This window comes from Polynucleobacter sp. MWH-CaK5, assembly GCF_018687615.1.
Taxonomy (GTDB): Bacteria; Pseudomonadota; Gammaproteobacteria; order Burkholderiales; family Burkholderiaceae; genus Polynucleobacter.
The window spans coordinates 672,462-689,035 of sequence record NZ_CP061299.1 but is presented as its reverse complement, the minus strand read 5'-3'; the positions used below and the strand labels follow the sequence as shown (position 1 = coordinate 689,035).

Annotated in this window: 20 protein-coding genes and 1 tRNA gene; 6 read left to right on the top strand and 15 right to left on the bottom strand. The window is 44.8% G+C overall.

The window, feature by feature from the left end; genetic code table 11:
* Window positions 1-17: 17 nt before the first annotated feature.
* The 4 genes from mobB to GQ367_RS03580 form a co-directional block, all read right to left on the bottom strand.
* Window positions 18-614: a molybdopterin-guanine dinucleotide biosynthesis protein B gene (gene mobB, locus GQ367_RS03595; protein ID WP_251370204.1), complete on the bottom strand. Its 597-nt coding sequence runs from the start codon at window positions 612-614 to the stop codon at window positions 18-20.
* A gap of 3 nt (window positions 615-617) precedes the next feature.
* Window positions 618-2,063, bottom strand: coding sequence for a threonine synthase (gene thrC / locus GQ367_RS03590; RefSeq protein WP_215291542.1), 1,446 nt, complete (start codon window positions 2,061-2,063; stop codon window positions 618-620).
* A 12-nt stretch (window positions 2,064-2,075) separates the two neighbouring features.
* Window positions 2,076-3,386 carry a homoserine dehydrogenase gene (locus GQ367_RS03585; RefSeq protein WP_215291541.1) on the bottom strand — a complete coding sequence of 437 codons (1,311 nt, stop codon included), beginning with the start codon at window positions 3,384-3,386 and terminating at the stop codon, window positions 2,076-2,078.
* Between the two features lie 85 nt (window positions 3,387-3,471).
* Window positions 3,472-4,701 carry a pyridoxal phosphate-dependent aminotransferase gene (locus tag GQ367_RS03580; protein ID WP_215291539.1) on the bottom strand — a complete coding sequence of 410 codons (1,230 nt, stop codon included), beginning with the start codon at window positions 4,699-4,701 and terminating at the stop codon, window positions 3,472-3,474.
* An 88-nt stretch (window positions 4,702-4,789) separates the two neighbouring features.
* Here GQ367_RS03580 and GQ367_RS03575 point away from each other — a divergent pair, with 88 nt between their 5' ends.
* The 4 genes from GQ367_RS03575 (at window position 4,790) to GQ367_RS03560 (ending at window position 8,046) form a co-directional block, all read left to right on the top strand.
* A complete protein-coding gene (locus tag GQ367_RS03575) occupies window positions 4,790-5,164 on the top strand; it encodes an Mth938-like domain-containing protein (RefSeq protein WP_215291537.1) in 375 nt (124 codons plus the stop codon).
* A 77-nt stretch (window positions 5,165-5,241) separates the two neighbouring features.
* On the top strand, window positions 5,242-5,706 hold the full coding sequence (locus GQ367_RS03570; protein ID WP_089516682.1) for a peroxiredoxin: 465 nt from the start codon (window positions 5,242-5,244) through the stop codon (window positions 5,704-5,706).
* A gap of 116 nt (window positions 5,707-5,822) precedes the next feature.
* Window positions 5,823-7,502: a PhoH family protein gene (locus GQ367_RS03565; protein WP_215291535.1), complete on the top strand. Its 1,680-nt coding sequence runs from the start codon at window positions 5,823-5,825 to the stop codon at window positions 7,500-7,502.
* Window positions 7,483-8,046 carry a C40 family peptidase gene (locus tag GQ367_RS03560; protein WP_215291533.1) on the top strand — a complete coding sequence of 188 codons (564 nt, stop codon included), beginning with the start codon at window positions 7,483-7,485 and terminating at the stop codon, window positions 8,044-8,046. Before GQ367_RS03565 ends, GQ367_RS03560 begins: the two co-directional genes overlap by 20 nt.
* 72 nt (window positions 8,047-8,118) lie before the next feature.
* Here GQ367_RS03560 and GQ367_RS03555 read toward each other — a convergent pair whose 3' ends face one another.
* The 8 genes from GQ367_RS03555 to GQ367_RS03520 all read right to left on the bottom strand — a co-directional run bounded on the left by GQ367_RS03555 (window position 8,119) and on the right by GQ367_RS03520 (window position 13,775).
* Window positions 8,119-9,129 (bottom strand): inorganic phosphate transporter, encoded by a 1,011-nt coding sequence (locus GQ367_RS03555; protein WP_215291532.1) that lies wholly within the window; start codon window positions 9,127-9,129, stop codon window positions 8,119-8,121.
* On the bottom strand, window positions 9,129-9,755 hold the full coding sequence (locus GQ367_RS03550) for a DUF47 domain-containing protein (RefSeq protein WP_215291530.1): 627 nt from the start codon (window positions 9,753-9,755) through the stop codon (window positions 9,129-9,131). Before GQ367_RS03550 ends, GQ367_RS03555 begins: the two co-directional genes overlap by 1 nt.
* A gap of 73 nt (window positions 9,756-9,828) precedes the next feature.
* Window positions 9,829-11,226 (bottom strand): replicative DNA helicase, encoded by a 1,398-nt coding sequence (gene dnaB, locus GQ367_RS03545; protein ID WP_215291528.1) that lies wholly within the window; start codon window positions 11,224-11,226, stop codon window positions 9,829-9,831.
* Window positions 11,227-11,268: 42 nt separating this feature from the next.
* Window positions 11,269-11,721, bottom strand: coding sequence for a 50S ribosomal protein L9 (rplI, locus tag GQ367_RS03540; RefSeq protein WP_215291526.1), 453 nt, complete (start codon window positions 11,719-11,721; stop codon window positions 11,269-11,271).
* Window positions 11,722-11,733: 12 nt separating this feature from the next.
* The gene (gene rpsR, locus GQ367_RS03535; RefSeq protein WP_088812045.1) at window positions 11,734-12,012 is read right to left on the bottom strand and encodes a 30S ribosomal protein S18; all 279 of its coding nucleotides are present in this window, start codon (window positions 12,010-12,012) and stop codon (window positions 11,734-11,736) included.
* A 12-nt stretch (window positions 12,013-12,024) separates the two neighbouring features.
* A complete protein-coding gene (priB, locus tag GQ367_RS03530) occupies window positions 12,025-12,312 on the bottom strand; it encodes a primosomal replication protein N (protein WP_215291524.1) in 288 nt (95 codons plus the stop codon).
* A 21-nt stretch (window positions 12,313-12,333) separates the two neighbouring features.
* Window positions 12,334-12,705: a 30S ribosomal protein S6 gene (rpsF, locus tag GQ367_RS03525; RefSeq protein ID WP_089516507.1), complete on the bottom strand. Its 372-nt coding sequence runs from the start codon at window positions 12,703-12,705 to the stop codon at window positions 12,334-12,336.
* Window positions 12,706-12,797: 92 nt separating this feature from the next.
* On the bottom strand, window positions 12,798-13,775 hold the full coding sequence (locus tag GQ367_RS03520; RefSeq protein ID WP_215291522.1) for an asparaginase: 978 nt from the start codon (window positions 13,773-13,775) through the stop codon (window positions 12,798-12,800).
* Between the two features lie 56 nt (window positions 13,776-13,831).
* On the opposite strand from GQ367_RS03520, the gene lexA reads away from it, so the two are divergent.
* Entirely contained in the window at window positions 13,832-14,491 is a 660-nt protein-coding gene (lexA, locus tag GQ367_RS03515; RefSeq protein ID WP_215291520.1) for a transcriptional repressor LexA, read from the top strand.
* Window positions 14,492-14,533: 42 nt separating this feature from the next.
* On the opposite strand, the gene GQ367_RS03510 is transcribed toward lexA, so the two are convergent.
* Window positions 14,534-15,421 carry a lipid A biosynthesis acyltransferase gene (locus tag GQ367_RS03510; protein ID WP_215291518.1) on the bottom strand — a complete coding sequence of 296 codons (888 nt, stop codon included), beginning with the start codon at window positions 15,419-15,421 and terminating at the stop codon, window positions 14,534-14,536.
* Window positions 15,422-15,553: 132 nt separating this feature from the next.
* On the opposite strand from GQ367_RS03510, the gene GQ367_RS03505 reads away from it, so the two are divergent.
* Window positions 15,554-15,928, top strand: coding sequence for a coiled-coil domain-containing protein (locus GQ367_RS03505; RefSeq protein ID WP_215291517.1), 375 nt, complete (start codon window positions 15,554-15,556; stop codon window positions 15,926-15,928).
* 91 nt (window positions 15,929-16,019) lie between these two features.
* On the opposite strand, the gene GQ367_RS03500 is transcribed toward GQ367_RS03505, so the two are convergent.
* Window positions 16,020-16,409: a cytochrome c5 family protein gene (locus GQ367_RS03500; RefSeq protein ID WP_215291515.1), complete on the bottom strand. Its 390-nt coding sequence runs from the start codon at window positions 16,407-16,409 to the stop codon at window positions 16,020-16,022.
* Window positions 16,410-16,497: 88 nt separating this feature from the next.
* Window positions 16,498-16,573, bottom strand: a tRNA-His gene (locus GQ367_RS03495).
* Between the last annotated feature and the right edge of the window lies 1 nt (window position 16,574).

The following is a 16,574-nucleotide window of genomic DNA, read 5'->3' as shown; positions in this document are numbered from 1 at the left end:
GTCTAATGGTTTTAGGCTTATTTTGCTAAAACACCAGCCATTGAAAGGACTTGCTGAGCCACTTGCTCAATGTCATTCAAATCAAGCACTGGGATGTCTCTGGTTAGATCTGGCTTGTGCACAGCATCCATGCCACCTGGGTAAGCAATGGCTTGAATAAATTGATCTTGATTGGCTTTCACTGGATTGGATGCGCACTCATCGTGCTCAAAACGCCACAACTCAATTTTTGGAATATTTGCGTTCTTAAACCCTTCAACGATGACGAGGTCGCAAGGAGATAACTTGCTTAACTGTTCCTCAATGGTGGGCTCAGCAGCTTGCCTGAGCTCATGCATCAACACCCATCTTTGATCAGACACCATCAAAACTTCAGCGGCACCAGCCTCTCGGTGACGATAAGAATCCTTACCAGGCTTATCAATATCAAAGTGATGATGCGTGTGTTTAATGACCGCTACTTTATAAGCTCGTTGAGTCAGAAATGTGATCAACTGCTCAATCAATGTTGTTTTACCAGTGCCAGAGTAAGCAACAAAACCAACCACAGGTGTAGGGTTGGCCCTTAAAGAAGATGCCATTGAAGCGTTTTGTTGATTCTGGGCTTGGCTCATCAATCACAAACCCGTGTGGGCAGCAACAAAGTCTTTTACTTGATGCACATCTGCTGGCATATCAACCACACGCTGCGGCTTGTTTTCAATGCCAATGAATGATGCTGGGCGATCAGGCGTTCTGCCAATCGCTTCTTCGATTGTCTCGGCAAACTTGATTGGAAGCGCTGTTTCTAAAACCAACATGGGCACATTGGTCTGCAGATATTCACGGGCAACCTTCACACCATCAGCTGTGTGCGTATCAATCAAGACACTGTATTTCGCATGAATGTCTCTGATTGTGTCTAGACGATTGAGATGCGTGCTCTTGCCTGAAACAAAACCATATTGAGCGATATTTTTATACACAGGGTCTTGTGACAAATCAAAACCACCTTTGGTTTCAACATCCTTGAACATTTGCGCAGTTTTTGCAGCGTCACGTCCCATCAAGTCATAGATGAAGCGTTCAAAATTACTTGCTTTGGAAATATCCATCGATGGGCTGGTGGTGTGGAATGTCTCAGCAGATTTACGCGCTCTATAAACACCAGTTTTAAAGAACTCATCCAAAACGTCATTCTCATTAGTTGCTACTACCAACTTTTCAATTGGCAAGCCCATCATACGAGCGATATGACCTGCGCAAACGTTGCCGAAGTTACCTGAAGGTACACAGAATGAAACTTTCTCTGTGCTGTTTTTGGTGGCCAACAAATAGCCTTGGAAGTAATAAACCACTTGAGCCACCACACGAGCCCAATTGATTGAATTAACCGTGCCAATTTTTTGGCGGGCTTTGAATTCATGATCATTGCTGACTGCTTTAACAATGTCTTGAGCATCATCAAAAACACCATCAATCGCAATGTTGTAAATGTTCTCATCTTGCAAGGAGTACATCTGCGCAACCTGGAAAGCACTCATCTTTCCTTTTGGTGAGAGCATGAAAACGCGCACACCTTTTTTACCACGCATCGCATACTCAGCAGCACTACCAGTGTCACCTGAAGTGGCACCCAGAATATTCAACTCTTGTCCTTGCTTATTCAAGGTGTACTCAAACAAGTTACCTAAAAGCTGCATCGCCATGTCTTTGAATGCAAGCGTTGGACCATTCGACAAACTCAATAAACCTAAGCGAGTACCCTGCTCATCACCTAACCAATGAATCGGTGTAACGTCTTTTGCCGAATCATCAGTACGACCATTGCAATAAACCTCAGCCGTATAAGTCTTTCTAACCAAAGCTCTGAGGTCTTCTTGAGGGATGTCATCGCAATAGAGACTTAAAACCTCAAATGCCAAATCAGCGTAAGACAATCCTCGCCATGCATCTAATTGAGCAGGCGTGACCTGAGGGTATTTAACTGGTAAATACAAACCTCCGTCTGCGGCTAAGCCACCTAGAAGGATTTCTGAAAATGTTTGATGGGCGTTATGACCACGGGTTGAAATGTAGTGCATTGCGTAATTTAATTAACTTAAGTTTTCTAAACGAATTTTTGTGACTGAACCTTCAACAGTTTTCAAAGCTTCAACCTTGGCAATAGCTGCCAAGATATTTTTCTCTTTTGTCTCATGCGTCAACATGATTAGATCGGTTTGGTTTTCACCATCGCCTGCCTCACGTTGCAACATGGCATCAATTGAAATACTGTTGTCCGCCAAAATACGAGTGATGTCAGCCAAAACTCCTGTTACGTCTGCAACACGCAAGCGTAAGTAGTAGCTGGTTGTGATTTCACCCATCGGCATGATGGTCGTATTGACCATCGAACCAGGTTGGAATGCCAAATGTGGCACACGGTGCTCAGGATCAGCTGTTTGTAAACGGGCCACATCGACCAAGTCTGCAATCACAGCAGAAGCCGTTGGCTCTGCGCCCGCACCCTTACCGTAGTAAAGAGTTGTTCCTACAGCATCACCCATCACTTGAACTGCATTCATAGCGCCTTCAACGTTGGCAATCAAACGTTTGGTTGGAATCAAGGTTGGGTGAACGCGCAATTCAATACCATCTTTGGTTTTTTTGGTGATGCCCAATAGTTTGATGCGATAACCCAATTGCTCAGCATATTTAATATCGATTGCTGAGAGTTTGGTGATGCCTTCAACGTGAGCCTTATCAAACTGCATCGGAATACCAAAGGCAATCGCACTCATGATGGTGGCCTTGTGAGCCGCATCAACACCTTCAATATCAAAAGTAGGATCTGCCTCGGCATAACCTAAACGTTGAGCTTCTTTTAGAACAACATCAAAGTCCAAGCCTTTGTCGCGCATCTCAGACAAAATGAAATTGGTAGTTCCGTTGATGATGCCCGCAATCCATTCGATACGGTTGGCCGTCAAACCTTCACGCAAAGCCTTGATGATTGGAATGCCGCCAGCAACGGCCGCTTCAAAGTTAACGGTTACGCCCTTGGCTTGCGCAGCTGCAAAAATTTCATTGCCATGAACCGCTAACAATGCTTTATTGGCCGTCACAACGTGCTTGCCGTTGTTGATAGCTGCCAATACCAATTCTTTAGCGATGCCGTAACCACCGATCAACTCAACCACAACGTCAATTTCAGGATCATTCACAACTTGCTTGGCATCACCAACAACTTTTGCGCGGCCTTTGACCAATTCTTCAGCGCGTTTGGTATCAAGGTCAGCAACCGTGTGAATCTTGATGCCACGACCAGCACGACGAGTGATTTCCTCTTGATTGCGATCAAGCACATTGAACACGCCGCCACCAACAGTACCGATGCCTAGAAGGCCAACTTGAATAGGTTTCATAACTAAAAACTCTTACTAAATTAAAGGTGAAAATAAAATCTTATGACTGCTAATTTGTTACTGCTGATACCTGGAAGAAATCAGCTTATTTTTTGCCGTATTTTTGGCGATAACGCTCCAAGAACTTAGCAAGCCTTGAAATCGCTTCACGCAAGACATCTTCGTGCGGCAAGAAAACAATTCTGAAGTGATCTGGCTTTGGCCAATTAAAGCCACTGCCCTGGACCAACAAAACCTTCTCTTCACGCAACAAGGTTGCAATGAATTCTTGATCATTCTCGATTGGATACATTTCAGGATCCAACTTAGGGAACAAATACAAAGCTGCTTTTGGCTTCACACAAGTAACACCCGGTATTTTTGTGACCAACTCCCAAGCAAGATCTCGTTGACGGCGCAAACGACCACCCTCTGCCACCAAGTCATCAATGCTTTGATATCCACCCAAAGCTGTTTGAATGGCGTTTTGACCAGGGACGTTAGCGCACAAGCGCATGGATGAAAGCATGTTCAAGCCTTCGATGTAATCTTTAGCACCGCTCTTATCCCCTGACACCACCATCCAACCAGAGCGGTAGCCGCATGCGCGGTAATTCTTTGATAAACCATTGAAGGTAACCGTCACTACATCAGTTGATAAGGCACCAATGGATGTGTGCTTTTCACCATCAAATAAAGTCTTGTCGTAAATCTCATCAGCAAAAATGATCAAGCCATGTTCACGGGCCAAAGCAATGACCTCTTTTAGAACGTCATCACCATACAAAGCACCCGTTGGATTATTTGGGTTGATCACCACAATCGCTTTGGTCTTAGGCGTGATTTTTGCTTTGATGTCTGCAATGTCTGGAGACCAATCTTGAGCCTCATCACACAAGTAATGCTTAGGTGTTCCGCCTGAAAGACTCACCGCTGCTGTCCATAGAGGATAGTCAGGTGCTGGCACCAAAACTTCATCGCCAACGTTTAACAAAGCATTCATGGCTAAAACAATTAATTCTGAAGCGCCGTTGCCTGTATAAATGTCATCCAGGGTCACGCCTTGAATGCCTTTTTCTTGGCAGTAATGCATGATCGCTTTGCGAGCTGAAAAAATTCCCTTGGAATCTGAGTAAGCAGCTGAATTAGGCAGATTACGGATCATGTCCAACTGAATCTCTTCAGGAGGATCAAAGCCAAAAACACCCACGTTACCGATGTTCAACTTAATGATCTTTTGACCCTCTTCCTCCATCTGCTGAGCGAGCTCAAGAACGGGGCCACGTATGTCGTAACAAACGTTGTTTAATTTGGAGGATTTCTTAATTTCTTTCACAATAATCACTTAGGGACGTATAGGAATACTATAACGTCTTAATTTATCTATAATTTTGTAATTATGACAGAGCCTGAGGCGATTTAACGTGAAACTACAACCGGATAAGCAGCCCTCTTTGAATACAGTTTCAGCATACGGCCCTGATTACATCGAAATCAACGCCCAGCGTTACACCCAATCCTTGCTTTTATCGCCTGAAAGCCCCGTGATTGAATGGTCTTGCACTCGTTTTGAGGACATCAAAACCGAGGATTTTGAACAAATTGCCAAACTTGACCCTGCAGTGGTCATTTTCGGCAGCGGCCAACGGATCCGATTCCCTCAGGCAGCGCTGATAGCCCCCTTGATTGCCCGCAATATTGGCCTAGAAACCATGGATTTGCAGGCTGCTTGCCGTACATATAACGTCCTCATGGCTGAGGGTCGCAAAGTTGTGGCTGCTTTACTGATTGAAAAGTGATTAAAAAAATCGACTTTTTACATAAGTCTGATATAAATATGCTTAAAAGCAGCATAAATAAAAAATCTGGAGACTGAATGAGCGTAGCACTTGGTAAACCAATCCCCTACTTTGAGATTCCAGCAACCAGCGGTCTGGTTTTCACTCCAACCGCTTGTCAGGGTCGCAAAGTGGTCATGTATTTCTATCCAAAAGATTCAACCCCTGGTTGTACCGTTGAATCAATGGAGTTCAGAGATGCGATTGATGATTTCACAAAAGCCAACACCTTGATTGTCGGCATCTCTAGAGATAACCTCAAGTCACACGAGAACTTCAAAAGAAAGATTGAACTACCTTTTGAGTTACTGGCAGACACCGAAGAAACTCTTTGCCAAATGTTTGGCGTCATGAAAATGAAGAACATGTACGGCAAGCAAGTTCGCGGCATCGAGCGCAGCACATTCCTAATTGATGAAGAAGGTGTTTTGCGTCACGAATGGCGTGGACTCAAGATTCCTGGACACGTTCAAGATGTTTTAAAGGCTGCCATCGATTTATGATTGCAATGTCACAAAAACTAGGATAAGTTATCACTTAGATGCACAAAACTACATTTACCTTATCAACCGCCCAACCACCAGGTAGGCGGTTTTTTCTTTTTTAGGAGACCTCCGGAATGCCTCTGCCACCAATCCCCACTCAAGCAGCAGATAAAGTAAACATCAGCCGTCAACCAAAAGCAGAGTTAAAGAAACGTCCAAAAAGAATTGAAATTGAAGAAGTAGATGAAGTAACAGAATTAGTAGAAAGCTCAGTCAGCCTAGACCTAGAAGCGGATGACTCGCAATCATTGGCAGACATTGCCATTGAAAAAATGCGCGCTCCAAGTAAATCTAACAAGAAATCATCTGCTCCAACAGCCAAGAGCGCAACACGCCTTAGAAAAATACCTGATGATGGCATCATCCGCCTGTTTGTTCTTGATACAAACGTGTTGATGCATGACCCTTCAGCCCTGTTCCGCTTCGAAGAGCACGATGTTTATCTGCCAATGATGACGCTTGAAGAGTTGGATAACCACAAAAAGGGTATGAGTGAAGTTGCTCGCAATGCCCGAACCGTGAGTCGCTCACTTGATCAATTAGTAGCTAACACCAGTGGTGTTCTAGAGGAAGGTATTCCTCTAAATAAATTAGGCAATAAAGATGCCACAGGTAGCCTGTACTTCCAGACTCAACTTAACAGTATCACCCTGCCCGATGGTCTACCAACCGGTAAAGCAGACAACATGATCCTAGGCGTTGTGCGAGAGCTTCAGCAAAGCCGTAAAGATCGACAAGTGGTGTTGGTATCAAAAGATATCAATATGCGTATCAAAGCCCGCGCTTTGGGCTTGCCTGCAGAAGATTACTTCAACGACCAAGTGCTTGAAGACCGTGACTTGATGTACGCAGGAATACTTCAGTTGCCTGTAGATTTTTGGCCAAAGCATGGCAAAGATATGGAGAGCTGGAGTGATGCCAAGTCAGGAACAATGTTCTATCGAGTCACTGGCCCAACCGTTGCTCACATGATGGTCAATCAGTTTGTCTATCAAGAAAACTCTGATGGCGGCACTCCCTTTTATGCCCAAGTCAGAGAAGTACAAGGAAGAACTGCACTCCTTCAAACCTTGCGTGATTTCTCTCACCAAAAGAACAATGTTTGGAGCATCACCGCACGTAATCGCGAACAGAATTTTGCGATGAACTTGCTCATGAACCCTGATATTGATTTTGTTACTTTATTGGGTCAAGCTGGTACTGGTAAGACTCTATTGGCCCTGGCTGCAGCCCTTGAGCAAGTCTTGGATAGCAAGCGCTACAACGAAATCATCATCACCCGAGCCACAGTACCAGTTGGCGAAGACATTGGATTCTTACCAGGTACTGAGGAAGAAAAGATGCAGCCATGGATGGGTGCATTTGATGACAACTTGGAAGTGCTTCATCGCAATGAAGATGGCGCTGGCGAATGGGGTCGAGCAGCAACCCAAGAATTGATCCGCTCCAGAATCAAAGTGAAGAGCATGAACTTTATGCGTGGTCGCACATTTGTGAGTAAGTTTTTGATCATTGATGAAGCGCAAAACTTAACGCCTAAACAAATGAAGACCTTGGTAACTCGTGCTGGCCCAGGAACCAAGATCGTTTGCTTGGGTAACATCGCTCAGATTGATACACCTTACCTCACAGAAGGTTCATCAGGCTTAACTTATGTGGTGGATCGTTTCAAAGGTTGGCGTCACAGCGGTCATGTGACCTTGGCACGCGGAGAGCGTTCACGTCTTGCGGATCATGCAGCAGACGCTCTTTAATCAATCATGGCTTAAGAAGGCGAGGAAGTTCTCGCCTTCTTTTTCATTGTGCTTTGAACAAAGCAAAAGAAGCTTATTGATATTTGGCAGCTGCAGCATTTTGACTGCGTGCGCAAGCTTGCCGAGATTTTCATCACTGCCTGATTTTGATAAAGAAGTCAGCGCTGGCCTTGAAGATATTTCGATTGCGGCGATTGGTTTGGTTGGTGTTCCTTATCGTTACGGTGGCAACACCCCTAAAAGTGGTTTTGATTGCAGCGGCTTAATTGCTTATGTTTATAAGAATGCCGCCAACAAACAAATGCCGCGAACAACCGATGAAATTGGCAAAGTTGGTCAATCATTGGGCAACCAAACCCCTGCCCCAGGCGATTTGGTATTTTTTAATACCCAAGGTGGTCCGCACTCGCATGTTGGCATTTACGTCGGCAAAGGACGCTTTGTGCATGCCCCATCCAAAGGTGGCACTGTGCGCTTAGAGAAAATCACATCGCCTTACTGGTCCAACAGATATACCGAGGCCAGGCGCGTTGTGCAGAAGTAATTGATCTCATTAATTAAAAAAGCCTGATCATCAATCAGGCTTTTTTATTGGGGCATTTTTTCGCGTTATATCTTAGAGAATTTGCTTACCAATCCACCATGCCGCAGCAGCCATCAAGCCTGATGCTGGAATTGTCAAAACCCAAGCCCAAACAATGCTGCCAGCCAATCCCCAACGAACAGATGACATACGGCGGGCAGAACCAACACCAACAATTGCGCCAGTGATGGTGTGCGTGGTTGATACTGGAATACCTAAGGCACCGGCCATGAACAAGGTCATAGCGCCACCAGTTTCAGCACAGAATCCCCCAAATGGTTTTAACTTGGTGATTTTTTGACCCATGGTTTTAACAATGCGCCAGCCACCAAACAAAGTACCTAAACCAATCGCTACATAACAAGAAACAATCACCCAAGTTGGAGGTGATGAATCAGTTGTTGACATGTACCCACCAGTTAACAACAGTAACCAAATAATACCGATGGTTTTTTGAGCATCATTACCGCCATGACCCAAGCTGTACATTGATGCAGAGACCAACTGTAATCTCCTGAACCAGCGATCAACGTGGGCTGGTGACATTCTGAAGCAGAGCCAGGAGAACAGGAGCATCAACAAGGATCCCAATATAAAACCCATCAAAGGAGAAACTAAGATAAATGCAACGGTTTTAAGCACGCCAGCAGTGATTAATGCTGTTGGACCAGACTTTGCTAATGCCGCACCGACCAAGCCACCAATCAAAGCGTGAGATGAGCTTGAAGGAATACCGCCCCACCAAGTGATGATGTTCCAGGCAATTGCTCCAACTAAAGCCCCAAAGATCACATAGTGGTCAACAATCGATGGATCAATCGTGCCCTTGCCTACCGTGGCAGCAACCTTTAGCTGAAACACCAAGATAGCAATGAAGTTAAAAAATGCGGCCATAGCAACTGCATGCTGTGGCTTTAAAACCCCAGTCGATACAACTGTGGCAATTGAATTAGCAGCATCATGGAAGCCATTCATAAAATCGAATAGCAAGGCCAAGCCCACTAATAAGGCTACAACCCAAATACTCATTTCCACTGGAGTCATTACGCGTTTTCCAGAACAATGCCTTCAAGGATGTTCGCCACATCCTCACATTTATCAGTGATGGTTTCAAGTAACTCATAAACCGCTTTTAACTTCATCAAGCGTTTGAAATCATTTTCCTCGCGGAATAATTTAGATAACGCAGAACGCATCACCCGGTCAGCATCAGACTCAAGCATGTCAATTTCAGTCGAAATTCGCAAAATATCCTTGGCGTTTTTCATGTCATGCAGCTTGGTTACTGCAGCATTAACTCTTTCGCAACAGGCTTCACAAATTCGGGCTAATTCAACAGCCTCTGGAGTAACTTGAGTTACATCGTATAGCTGAATAACTTCAGCCACATCTTCCATCAAGTCCAAAATATCATCCATCGTGGTAATCAACTTATGGATTTCATCGCGATCCAATGGAGTAATGAAGGTCTTATGAAGCAAATCAATGGTTTCGTGGGTAATTTTGTCCGCTTTTTTCTCAGATGCCTGAATCGCACGAGCGTGCTCTGGGGCATTTGGTAAGTCATTGATGAGCTTATAAAGGTCTTTAGACCCCTGAACGCAAAGCGCAATATGTTCGTTGAATAACTCGAAGAAATTCTCTTCTTTAGGCATGAATCGACCGAGCATAAACATCCTTATATGACATGACACAAAAGTGTCATCATTTTAGTCTATTTGATTCGGTGAACCAGAAAAAGAGTTAGAAGGGTTCGTATCCGCCAGATGACTGGCCTTGACCCAATGCCAAGTTATCAAACTTAGTGAATTGACCCTGCCAGCTGAGCTTCACGGTGCCAATCGGACCATTACGCTGCTTGGCGCAAATGATTTCAGCAATGCCCTTATCCGTTGTTGTATCTGCGTGATAAACCTCATCACGATAAATAAACAAAATAACGTCGGCATCTTGCTCAATAGCACCAGATTCACGCAAATCAGACATGATTGGGCGTTTGTTTGGACGCTGTTCTAGACCACGGTTTAACTGAGATAAAGCAATCACTGGGCACTGCAACTCTTTGGCCAATGATTTTAGAGATCTGGAGATTTCTGAAATTTCAGTCGCGCGGTTTTCAGAACTACCGCCACCACTGTTACCACTCATCAATTGAAGGTAATCCACCACGATCAAACCGAGTGTGCCGCATTTGCGGGCAATACGTCTGGCTCGGGCGCGAAGCTCAAGACTGCTCAATGCACCAGTCTCATCAATCATTATGCTGGCTTCATTCAAACGAGAAATGGCTTCAGTGATCTTTGGCCACTCATCTTCAGACAACTTACCAGTTCTCATGCGTGATTGGTCAATACGACCAACAGAACCCAAAATACGGGAGGCTAACTGTGAGGCGCCCATCTCCATAGAGAAAATCAATACAGGCAAACCTTCTTTGAGGGCAACGTTCTCAGCAATATTGACCGCGAAACTGGTTTTACCCATCGATGGACGACCGGCCACAATGATCAAGTCACCCTTTTGTAGGCCACTGGTTTGACGATCTAAATCCACAAAGCTCGTTGCCACACCTGTCACATCGGTTGAACCTTGACGGTGATAGAGTTCATCAATGCGGCTCACCACTTCAGTCAACAATGGGGCAATTTCAAAATAATCTGTTTTGCCGCGGTTACCCTCTTCGCCAATCGCCAAGATTCTGGATTCAGCCTCATCCAAGATGGTTCTAACTGAACGACCTTCGGGAGTGAATGCAGTGCCAGCGATTTGGTCTGAAGTTTGAATTAAGCGACGTAGAACGCTGCGGTCACGCACAATTTCAGCGTAACCACGAATATTTGAGGCACTGGGCGTTGATTGAGCCAAGGCATTGAGGTAATCAATACCAATCGACTCACCACCACCTTGGGTTTTCATGGCCTCTGCGACCGTGATCACGTCTGCTGGCATGCCTTCACTGGCCAACTTGCCAATGACGCGATAAATCAAACCATGATCAGGACGGTAGAAATCTTTTTCCGTGAGGATATCCCCCACCCGATCCCAGGCGGAGTTGTCCAAAAGCAAACCGCCGAGTACCGATTGCTCGGCCTCGACGGAATGCGGAGGTACTTTTAAAGCTTGTACAGCTAAATCAACCATGAACTGATGATATCAGAGAGATATCAAACAATTAAAGATGAATTAAGCTTGCTCGCCAATCACTTGGACAGTAATTTCAACAACTACGTCTGTGTGAACAGCAACTGATAACGGATGGTCACCAACAATCTTCAATGGACCTGTAGGCATACGAACTGAAGCTTTCTCAATCGTGAAACCTTTGGCTTTCAAAGCGTCAGCAACGTCATGGTTTGTTACTGAACCAAACAAACGGCCATCAACGCCAGCTTTTTGTCTGATTTCAAGAACAAGACCACCCAACTTAGCGCCAACAGCTTGAGCAGCAGCCAATTTCTCAGCAGCTAGCTTCTCTAATTCAGCGCGCTTAGATTCAAACTCAGCAATCGCTGCAGCTGTAGCACGGCGAGCCATGCGTTGTGGGATCAAAAAGTTACGTGCGAAACCGTCTTTAACGCGAACAACGTCGCCCAAGTTACCGAGGTTAGCTACTTTTTCTAGGAGAATAATTTGCATAGTGACTCCTGATTATTTCTTATGTTGGTCAGTGAAAGGCATCAAGGCTAAAAAACGAGCGCGCTTGATAGCTGTCTCTAATTGGCGTTGATACAAAGCTTTTGTACCAGTCAAACGAGCAGGAGTGATCTTGCCGTTTTCGCCGATGAAGTCACGTAGTGTGTCTACATCTTTGTAATCAATTTGGTCAACGTTTGCAGCTGTGAAGCGGCAAAAACGCTTACGTTTAAATAATGGGTTTTGTGCTGGACGCTTGTTCTTGCGGTCATCACCTTTTTTTACAAATGCCATGATGTTTCCTTTTTACAATTCAATATGCGTGATATGAAAGACGAGTCGCTGACTGCGCAGGCTTTTATGAGTTAAGAATCCCTCAAATCTAGCCAACCTCCCCAACTCCATCTGATCCAGTTTTTGATGCACTGTTCCGATGGCCATCGCTTCAAGACTCATTTTGATTAACCTTGCATGTCCTGCTTCTTGAACTTCGCCACTATGTTCTAGTAGGCATTCAATCACAGGGACTCCAGCAGGGGTATATCTAAGAGCTTCCCGAGCGACAAGGGCGGCTGTTAGGATGAAATGATTCAACCCAAACCCGCTCAGTGCCTATTAGGCAGCAGGCGCCTCCGTTGCTTGAAGAGCTTTACGAGCTTCTTCACGTTCAACTTGCTTCATCATGATTGAAGGCTCTGTTTCAGCTTTCTTTGTCTTGATAACCAAGTGACGCAATACAGCATCGTTGAACTTAAAGCCGTGCTCAAGTTCATCAAGAGTCGTTTGACCGCACTCGATGTTCATGCAAACGTAGTGAGCTTTAGCAAGTTTGTCGATCATGTAAGCCATCTGACGACGACCCCAGTCTTCAACGCGGTGAACTTTGCCACCTTGAGTTGTAATAGTACTTGTGTACTTTTCAACCATGGCAGGTACTTGCTCGCTTTGGTCCGGATGGACGATAAAAACGATTTCGTAATGACGCATTAATTACTCCTTATGGATAAAAGTCACCTGGGCGTCTCAACTACCTCTGTTTAGGTAATTGACCAGTGTGACAAGGTAAAAAAACTACAGCCTTAGATTGTAGCAAAAATACTCTGCCAATCGTCAGTTTTACGGGAATTTGCCTCCAAAAGTGCCAACTGGAGGGCAATTCTGGACTTGGCAGGGTTCAAATCCCTGGAAGACAGCCAGTTCCAAGCCGTATCAGGCTCTGGAATCTCAGAAAATACAGCTCCTGCACCTACCCTTGAGGATCTAATGACCGCTACACCGTTCAAAGCTGCCTGAATCAGCTGATCAGCTAAGACTTTATTTACGCTGCCTTGCCCTGTTCCTGCCACCACAATGCCTTGCACACCTTGAGCAACCAACAAATCAACCAACTTGCCTGAGGCGCCGGCATGACTGGTCACAATCTCCACCCAGGGCCATGATGCTTGGGCAGGTAACTGAAGGTCTGCCTGCCTTTTATGAATCGGGCCATCTAACTCACGGGCATTGACCACCAGGGCATCCAGGGCATGCGTATGCTGCTTAGACAAATCTCTTGCCAAGCAAGGTTTTCCTGCCATCACGGCCAGAATTCCGAACTGTTGGAGGCCACGAGCCTCTTTGGCCAGGTACAAGGCTGACTTTAAGTTGGTTTGCCCATCGGAGTGGTCAGCATTGGCTGGCAGCATGGCGCCAGTCAAAACCACTGCTTTTTTATAGTGACTGGCCAGCTTACCCAGGGTGGCATGTAGAAAAACACCTGTTTCTTCCATGGTATCAGTGCCATGGGTGATCACAATCCCTGAAACCTCATCGTTCTCCAGCCCCGCCTTAACAGCCCAACCAAGCTTGATTAAAAGCTCTTCAGTCATATTTCGACTGTCGATATTGGCTACCTGAACCGTGCGCACCTCACCAAACTCAAGACTTTCTTGAACCTTTTCCAAAAGACCTTCAACCGGCAACTGGCCGGCTACGTAATTGAGAGGTTTTTGAGCATCCATGGCCAAACCTGCGATGGTTCCACCTGTGCCCAAAAGTAATAAATATTGCGTACTCATAAAAAACATTATCAATGGGTATTGCAAGTTATGAAATCACTGTATAGAATCACAGCATGGATGCAATTACAGCAAAACCGAAGTTAACAGCCCGCCAAGAGGAAATCCTTGGTTTGATCACCGATGCCATTTCTAAAAGTGGGCTTCCACCGACACGTGCTGAAATTGCGACCCGACTAGGCTTTGCTTCAGCGAATGCGGCTGAAGAGCATTTGCGTGCCTTAGCTCGCAAAGGATACGTTGAGTTAACACCAGGCACATCACGTGGCATCAAACTACCCAAGCAAATGAATTTGCCTTTGGCCGCATTACAACAACTCACTTTGCCATTGATTGGTCGAGTTGCTGCTGGCTCCCCTATTTTGGCAGTTGAACATATTCAAAAACAAATTCCTTGTGATCCATCTTTATTTGATAAAGGTGCAGATTATCTTTTGCAAGTTCGCGGTATGAGTATGCGAGATGCAGGCATTTTGGATGGTGACTATTTGGCGGTTAAGAAAACCACTGAAGCCAGAAATGGTGAAGTGGTTGTTGCGCGTCTCGATGACGAAGTGACTGTGAAGCGTTGGTCACAATCCAAAGGTCCCCACGGAATCAAAATTGAATTGATTGCTGAAAATCCTGATTTTGAAAATATCATTGTTGACCCACGTCGTCACGAAATCACGATTGAAGGTCTTGCTGTTGGTTTGATCAGACCAGGCGGTCTTTGATCACATCTTGAAATTATTTATTAAGAACTCATTAAATAATTTTCAATAAATAGACGGCTCACCCTCAGGTCTATTCTTAAAGCGCTTGTGTATCCAGTAGTACTCTGGAATTCTTGGCTTAATCACTTCTTCAAAATACTGATTCATGCGAACTGTGTCTGCCACAGGATCATCGCTTGGAAAGTTTGGCCAAGGCTTACCGACGTGACAGTCATAACCTGATTGATCTGCGCGCAAGGTCGTGAAGATTGGACACACTTCAGCACCTGCTAGCTTGGCCATTTTTGAAACAGACAACACTGTGTTGGTTGATACGCCAAAAAATGGCACAAACTCAGAATCTCTTCGACCCAAATCCATGTCAGGAGATAAACATACGAAGGTGCCTTTGCGTGCCTCACGGATCAACTCACGACCATGACTTTCTCTGAGTAACATCTTTGCACCAAAACGTTCGCGCCATTTTTTTATGCGCGGCTCAAAGTAATCGTTTTTCATAAAGACATACAAAGTGATACCCGGTGCTGCTTTGATTTTTTTGAGGTGCATGGTGATTGCAATCAAACCAGCCTCGATGCCTGCCATGTGCATGCTGACATACAAACGTGGCTTACCATCGTTCATATCCACCTCGGGATACACAGTCACAAATTGATTGATTGATTCAGCACTTCCCAACCAAAGACGGCCGCGTTCAGCAAAACTTCTACCCAACAAACGCCAGTGATTCTTTGCTAATACATCCCTCTCTTCTTGACTCAAGTTGGGAAAGCAAGCTTTTAGATTGGCATTCACAATCTTGACGCGTGACTTTGAGAATAAAGGCGCGATAGATCCTAAGGCATGACCAATAGCCACCGTCCAACGATAAGGAACGATCGTCAAGATCCATAAAAAGCCGTGGGCCAAGATGTTAAAAAAAGTTTTCACAAAGAGATTTTCTCATGAACGCAACACTATTCAGCGTTTAATAACCTCACAACTTAGTCACCATCATTTTTGTTGATTTGTCATTTACTTATAAATAACATAAATTATTACCTTAGCAACAAAGGAGACCCTATGATCGACACCCTAAAACTCAAAGAGACTTTTGAAGCCAATGGCTTTAACAACGCTCAGGCCTGTAGTCTCAGCCATGCAATGAATGATTTATCAAAAAATCAAACAGATCTAGCAACAAAAGAGGAGTTACATCAAGTACGCAACGAATTAAAAAGCGATATCAAAGAAGTAAGGGGTGAAATTAAAGATCTAAGAACACAGACCAATCATCTATTGAACGGCCTTAGAGAACTCAGAAAAGATATTGCTCGAGAAATGGAAAATCTTGAAAATCGGATTGCTCATAAACTGACTCACCGAACAATCATCAGTCAAATATCCATCGCAGCCATATTAATTAGCCTGATGATTTACTTCCATCAGAATCCTTAGAACTTTAAAAGCGCACCACTCATCAGACCATAAAAAAGGGCTTCAAATCAGTGAAGCCCTTTCTTGTTTGGTAATACTTAAAGACCTTGTTTTACTTTTTCTTTGCTAATTCTTTTTTGCGCGCTTCAATTTCCAGATCAATTGCTTTTAAAGTTTTAGCATCAGGATCTTTCCAGGTACCGCCTGATTGGTTAACCATATACACCAAGGCTTTTGCAAAATGATCAACGCTCAAATCAGGCTTACCACCTTTGGCTGGCATACCTCTCACCCCAACATAGCCGTGCGCAGTCAAAATCGCCTGCCCTTCTTTGATCAAGGGAGCCCACTTGGCTTTATCACCAACTTTAGGCGCTCCAGCCACACCGGATGAGTGGCAAGACATACACACTTGCTTATAAGTAGCTTCGCCATTAGCCATGACAATACTTGGCAAAAGCGTTGAAAAAATAATCACAGGGACATATTTAGAAAGTTTCATGGCAGCCTCATTAGAAATCTATTGGGTATCTTAATTGAATTTAATGAAAAAGCCCCGATGGTTATATTCCACAGGGGCTTTTTGAATTTGGGGTGGCTGATGGGGCTCGAACCCACGACAACAGGAATCACAATCCTGGACTCTACCAACTGAGCTACAGCCACC

Coding starts and splice junctions, on each gene's coding strand:
- GQ367_RS03550 (WP_215291530.1), bottom strand. CDS start 9,755: ATGCTCGGTCGATTCATGCCTAAAGAAGAGAATTTCTTCGAGTTATTC.
- rpsR (WP_088812045.1), bottom strand. CDS start 12,012: ATGGCATTTGTAAAAAAAGGTGATGACCGCAAGAACAAGCGTCCAGCA.
- dnaB (WP_215291528.1), bottom strand. CDS start 11,226: ATGGTTGATTTAGCTGTACAAGCTTTAAAAGTACCTCCGCATTCCGTC.
- rpsF (WP_089516507.1), bottom strand. CDS start 12,705: ATGCGTCATTACGAAATCGTTTTTATCGTCCATCCGGACCAAAGCGAG.
- GQ367_RS03500 (WP_215291515.1), bottom strand. CDS start 16,409: ATGAAACTTTCTAAATATGTCCCTGTGATTATTTTTTCAACGCTTTTG.
- rplI (WP_215291526.1), bottom strand. CDS start 11,721: ATGCAAATTATTCTCCTAGAAAAAGTAGCTAACCTCGGTAACTTGGGC.
- GQ367_RS03555 (WP_215291532.1), bottom strand. CDS start 9,129: ATGACTCCAGTGGAAATGAGTATTTGGGTTGTAGCCTTATTAGTGGGC.
- GQ367_RS03560 (WP_215291533.1), top strand. CDS start 7,483: ATGCAGCAGACGCTCTTTAATCAATCATGGCTTAAGAAGGCGAGGAAG.
- lexA (WP_215291520.1), top strand. CDS start 13,832: ATGGATGCAATTACAGCAAAACCGAAGTTAACAGCCCGCCAAGAGGAA.
- GQ367_RS03520 (WP_215291522.1), bottom strand. CDS start 13,775: ATGAGTACGCAATATTTATTACTTTTGGGCACAGGTGGAACCATCGCA.
- GQ367_RS03570 (WP_089516682.1), top strand. CDS start 5,242: ATGAGCGTAGCACTTGGTAAACCAATCCCCTACTTTGAGATTCCAGCA.
- GQ367_RS03565 (WP_215291535.1), top strand. CDS start 5,823: ATGCCTCTGCCACCAATCCCCACTCAAGCAGCAGATAAAGTAAACATC.
- thrC (WP_215291542.1), bottom strand. CDS start 2,063: ATGCACTACATTTCAACCCGTGGTCATAACGCCCATCAAACATTTTCA.
- mobB (WP_251370204.1), bottom strand. CDS start 614: ATGAGCCAAGCCCAGAATCAACAAAACGCTTCAATGGCATCTTCTTTA.
- GQ367_RS03585 (WP_215291541.1), bottom strand. CDS start 3,386: ATGAAACCTATTCAAGTTGGCCTTCTAGGCATCGGTACTGTTGGTGGC.
- GQ367_RS03505 (WP_215291517.1), top strand. CDS start 15,554: ATGATCGACACCCTAAAACTCAAAGAGACTTTTGAAGCCAATGGCTTT.